This window comes from Kamptonema animale CS-326, from assembly GCF_028330895.1.
In the GTDB taxonomy this organism is placed as follows: Bacteria; Cyanobacteriota; Cyanobacteriia; order Cyanobacteriales; family Microcoleaceae; genus Kamptonema; species Kamptonema formosum.
The window spans coordinates 1-4,678 of sequence record NZ_JAQMUA010000420.1 but is presented as its reverse complement, the minus strand read 5'-3'; the positions used below and the strand labels follow the sequence as shown (position 1 = coordinate 4,678).

Annotated in this window: 4 protein-coding genes and 1 pseudogene; 2 read left to right on the top strand and 3 right to left on the bottom strand. The window is 44.5% G+C overall.

Going from position 1 to position 4,678, the window contains the following annotated elements:
• Window positions 1-294 precede the first annotated feature (294 nt).
• Complete coding sequence (locus PN499_RS24725) at window positions 295-1,758, top strand: right-handed parallel beta-helix repeat-containing protein (protein ID WP_272035540.1); 1,464 nt, start codon at window positions 295-297, stop codon at window positions 1,756-1,758.
• 232 nt (window positions 1,759-1,990) lie between these two features.
• On the opposite strand, the gene PN499_RS24720 is transcribed toward PN499_RS24725, so the two are convergent.
• Window positions 1,991-3,193 carry an FtsW/RodA/SpoVE family cell cycle protein gene (locus PN499_RS24720; RefSeq protein WP_272035537.1) on the bottom strand — a complete coding sequence of 401 codons (1,203 nt, stop codon included), beginning with the start codon at window positions 3,191-3,193 and terminating at the stop codon, window positions 1,991-1,993.
• Between the two features lie 160 nt (window positions 3,194-3,353).
• Between PN499_RS24720 and PN499_RS24715 the strand changes: the two genes are divergently transcribed.
• The gene (locus PN499_RS24715; protein WP_272035535.1) at window positions 3,354-3,887 is read left to right on the top strand and encodes a GrpB family protein; all 534 of its coding nucleotides are present in this window, start codon (window positions 3,354-3,356) and stop codon (window positions 3,885-3,887) included.
• An 87-nt stretch (window positions 3,888-3,974) separates the two neighbouring features.
• On the opposite strand, the gene PN499_RS24710 is transcribed toward PN499_RS24715, so the two are convergent.
• Together PN499_RS24710 and PN499_RS24705 are read right to left on the bottom strand one after the other, a co-directional pair.
• Entirely contained in the window at window positions 3,975-4,178 is a 204-nt protein-coding gene (locus tag PN499_RS24710) for a phycobilisome linker polypeptide (RefSeq protein ID WP_007356911.1), read from the bottom strand.
• A gap of 386 nt (window positions 4,179-4,564) precedes the next feature.
• A pseudogene (locus tag PN499_RS24705) lies at window positions 4,565-4,678 on the bottom strand (allophycocyanin subunit beta); the annotation flags it as partial.

Here is a 4,678-nt window from a genome sequence, read left to right as displayed (position 1 = left end):
GCTCCAGAAACCGGGTTTTTGAGAGAATCTGTCGGTCATAACGAAGTATTTTCGTAAAAAACCCGGTTTCTTTGGTTGGATGCGTAAGTCCTGCCAAAAGGTTCCAGCAATGAGCGAGTGCCCTAACCGACCAAAGCATTTATAGCAACCGCCACAACGGTTAGGACATTTTCGATCGCCAAAACCATTTCTGTGATTGCATTTTCCTCCTGCCTCCTGCCTCCTGCCTCCTGCTATACTTGCTATAACTGTTAAGGGTGATTCTAATAGTCGAAAATACAATCAGTGGCATCTATGACAGAATTTGTTGTTAAGAATACTAGCGATGACGGCCCCGACTCTCTGAGAAACGCGATCGCCTCCGCAACGGCTGGAGATACCATCAGCTTCGATTCTACCTTGGAAAACCAGGTGATTTTGTTGACAAATGGTCAACTTACCATCGACAAAAACCTGACCATCGACGGCGCAAATGCTCCCAAATTAACAGTTAAAAGTTCTGGAGATAGCAGAATCTTTCGCATTAGTGATAGTGCAAACTTTACTCTCAAAAACCTGATCCTTACTGGGGGGAAGCTGTCGGGAACTGACCCCGATAATTTTGAAGATTCCGCAGGCGGAGCGATTTTGATTGGTGGGGACTCCCAAACTGCGATCGAAAATTGCACCTTCGAGGATAACTCCGCAGGAATTGGCGGTGCTATTTATTCCCAGTGGCGGACTAACTTCACAGCAAAATCCTGTATTTTTCGCCACAACGACGGCTCTTTAATCCCGGAAACAGAACGAGGTGGCGGTGCTGTCTCCATCCATAGCGAATCTTTCTCTACCTTTATAGATTGCGAATTCTATCAAAATAAAGGCACTTTGGGTGCGGGAATCAACAGCTTGCTGAGTTCTTTAACAGTCGAAAATTGCAAATTTACTGAAAATGATGCCAGCTACGGCGGAACGGTGGGAGCCTCAGAAACTAGGGGTTATGGAGGTGCAATTTTTACCGATGGCGCGGGCCCGCATGGAACTGGCGGTGAAATTATAGTTCGGAATACCACTTTTGAACAGAATAAAGCTGCTGGACAAGGTGGCGCGGCTTTCTTAGGAGGATATGCGCCAGACAAAGTAACAGTTGATAAGTGTTTGTTTAAAGATAATGTCTTAGTCAAAGATGGTAAGGGAGATTCCCTTGGAGGTGGTTTGCGGATTTTCAACGCAGAGTATCAGATATCTAACTCCACTTTCACTAATAACCAAGCGGAAGATCAAGGCGGTGGTTTGTGGGTAGGAGAAACTTCTCCAGGTGCGATCGCAAATAGCACTTTTGTGGGTAATTTGGTAGGACTCGCAGAAGGCAATGGCGTAGGCGGGGCAATTTATATCTCGACTTCTGAAGCAACGGAAATTATTAACTGCACCTTGGCTAACAACCAAGCAGGATATGAAGCGGGTGGCATTCGTGGCGGGCAAAACGTTCGCCTTACTAATACGATTATCTCCTCAAATACCGCTGCAAATCCTTGGGGGAATAAGCAAAATACCTCCGATCATCGAGGGTTCGTCCCGGAACCAGGGGCCTATTTTGCCGATGGTGGCGGGAATATTGAGTGGCCTGCGATCGAGAATACTTTTAATAATGGCAAAGCTACAGCAGGTTCTCTGGAAGTCGATCCTAATTTGGGCCCCCTTGAAGATAACGGCACAGGAATACTAATTTGTGCTCCTCTCGCTGATAGTCCTGCAATTAATGCTGGGGCAAGTTGATAGGGAAAGAAAGGGACTAGGGGAAGATAGGGGCTAGGGACTAGGGACTAGAGACTAGGGGAATATAGGGGTTAGGAACTAGGGGAAGATAGGGGGTTAGGGGAAGATAAGGGTTTGGAACTAGAAAATAGGGCAAGAGAAGAAGAAGTTCCTAATTTCTCTTAACTTCTACCTCTCTCTTCCCTAATTTCTCTTAACTTCTACCTCTCTCTTCCCTTTATTTCCCTAGCCCTTAGCCCCTAGCCCCTAGTCTCTTGCGTCTCATTTCATCTCTACGCCCATCCAAAGAGACAACCTCCGCCTCTGAACTCTCCCTAGCCACTCGAATTAATAAGCCTGCTAACAACAAACTTGCCACCATCGAACTACCACCATAACTAAACAATGGTAATGGCAAACCTGTAGTGGGTAAAACCCCCGTCGCTACCCCAATATTTAAAAGTGATTGACCCACCATTACCACCATCACCCCAATCGCTACCAACTGATACTCAATATTACGAGCCTTCAGTGCCACCAACAACGCCAGCGTCCCATAAGCCGCCAAAAAAAGTAATAGTACCAAACTCCCCGCCAAGCCAAACTCCTCAGCATAAACAGCAAAAATAAAATCGCTATACTGAATCGGCAAATAAAATAACTTTTGCTGCGACATCCCTAAACCAGTACCCCAAAATCCACCAGAACCAACCGCCAACAGGCTTTGAATTAACTGATAACCATCCTGCATCGGATCTGCCCAAGGATTCAAAAAAGACATAATTCGGCGGCGCTGATATTCTTTAATACTGATACTTAGAACGCCTAAAAATAGCCCTCCGAGAGCCGTTGCCCCCAATTGATAATAAGGCAATCCAGCAGCCATTGCTACCAACCACAAAGTCATCCCACACAAAGCCGTTGTACTCAAATTTGGCTGCAACAAAATACCCAACAATACCAAGCCAAAAATTCCCATCCAAGCCCAGCGGAATTTATAATTGAGGCGATGCCAATTACCGAAAACGCGAGCACTTTGCAGCACTAAAAAAGGCTTAATCAACTCAGAAGGTTGAATAATTGGCACCGGGCCCAAAGATATCCAGCGAGTTGCACCGTTAACATTAGTTCCGAGTCCGGGAACTAATGTTAACAACAGCAAACCTACTAACAAGAAAAATCCCCACTGAGCTATCCCTAAAATGTAACGTAGGGAAGAGTGTACGATCGCGTTAAAACCTACTAACCCGATTGCCACCGCGATTAACTGTCGCTTAAAGTAATAAAGTCCATCTCCATAATCAGCATTAGCGCTGGGGTAGGAAGCTGAAAACAGCACCACTAACCCCACAAATAGCCACAGGAATGTCAGCCACCGCAATACGCGGGCCTCTACAGACCATTCCTGCACGGAGGGGTCGAGAAAGGGAATTAGCTGTCGGATGTCATAGGCCATAAGATTTTAGACTTTATAATTTAGAATTTAGATTGTAGGGTGGGTTAGAAAAAATTAAAAATTAAAAATTATGCCATTTTTAATTTTTATATTACTCACCATCAACTTAGACAATAAGCTAAACGAATCCTGTAAGCATTGCTATAGAGAGTTTGTTTAAATGGATGATTCCATCGTAGTTGTTGATTATAACTCTAACTGGCCTATCCTGTACGAAGAGGAAAACCAACGCCTTCTGGACGCTATTGGCGAGGATGTATTAGACATCCAGCATATAGGCAGCACCTCTGTACCAGGATTAGCCGCCAAACCAATTATAGACATGGTTGCGAGTCTCCGCCATTTTCCGCCTAGCGCTAGCCTTATTAGCGCTTTGGAAGAACTTGGCTATCACTATCAAGGTGAATTAGGAGTACCGGGACGACATTTCTTTCGCAGAGGAAGCCCCCGCAGTCATCACTTGCATTTAGTTGAACCGAATAGTGAAGTGTGGCAAAAACAAGTGCTGTTTCGGGATTTTCTCAGGACACATCCAGAAGCAGCACAGCGATATGATACTCTCAAACGTGAATTAGCTGTGCAGTACCGATGCGATCGCACGGCTTACGTTAATGCCAAAGCACCTTTAATTGCAGAGTTAATCGCCGCAGCAAATGAAGGAAGAAGGAAGAAGAAAAATGCAACTAACAACTAACAACTAACAACTAACAACTAACAACTAACAATAAAAAAGAGGCCGAACTCGACCTCTTGCCAATACATTATTGAATCTGCAAAGATTTTACAGCAGACCTGTATTAGCACCCGGTTTACCAGTAGCGAGTTGAACCTTGATAATTTTCCCGCCCATTTTCATGATCCGTTGCTGTTCCCGGAACCAGTTGTCATAGGGAACTAACTTTGTAAAGTAAGTATTTTGCAATTCGCGCTGAGTGCGGATGCGAGTTTGGCTGGGAACGCAAGCAGTCACCTTAAACATTCTCATGGTGCAAATTTCTCCTCAGTTGGTTGACCAATTCTTTAGATGATTTTTTAAAAGATTGAAGGCAGAAAGTCCATCAATTTTCGATTTTTCATGCTAGGATTTTGGATTTTGGATTGGGGATAAACTCCGAGATTCTAAATATTTTTCAGAAGCTCAGACAATTCACTAATCTAAAATCTAAAACCGTTTGAAGGCAGGGAGTTTAGAGTCAAAGCCAGCTCGTTAAAACTAATCAAATCATCGAGATTAGCCTGTCACGGTCTAGCACTCACTCTCAACTTCCCTGACCTCATTGAAAAGTAAAAGTCAAAAGGCAAAAAAGGCGAGTAAGAAATTAAATTCTTCCTTCTTCTTTCTTCCTTCCTCCTTCTTCCTTTGTCTTAGCCTTAGCTCAAGCCAGAGGAGATGTAGTCGAAGTAAACGCCCATTTCCTTGCCAGCATCAGCGCCAACTAGACCGGCGGTGACTTCCTTCATCGATTGAATCGCTTGCACGGTAGC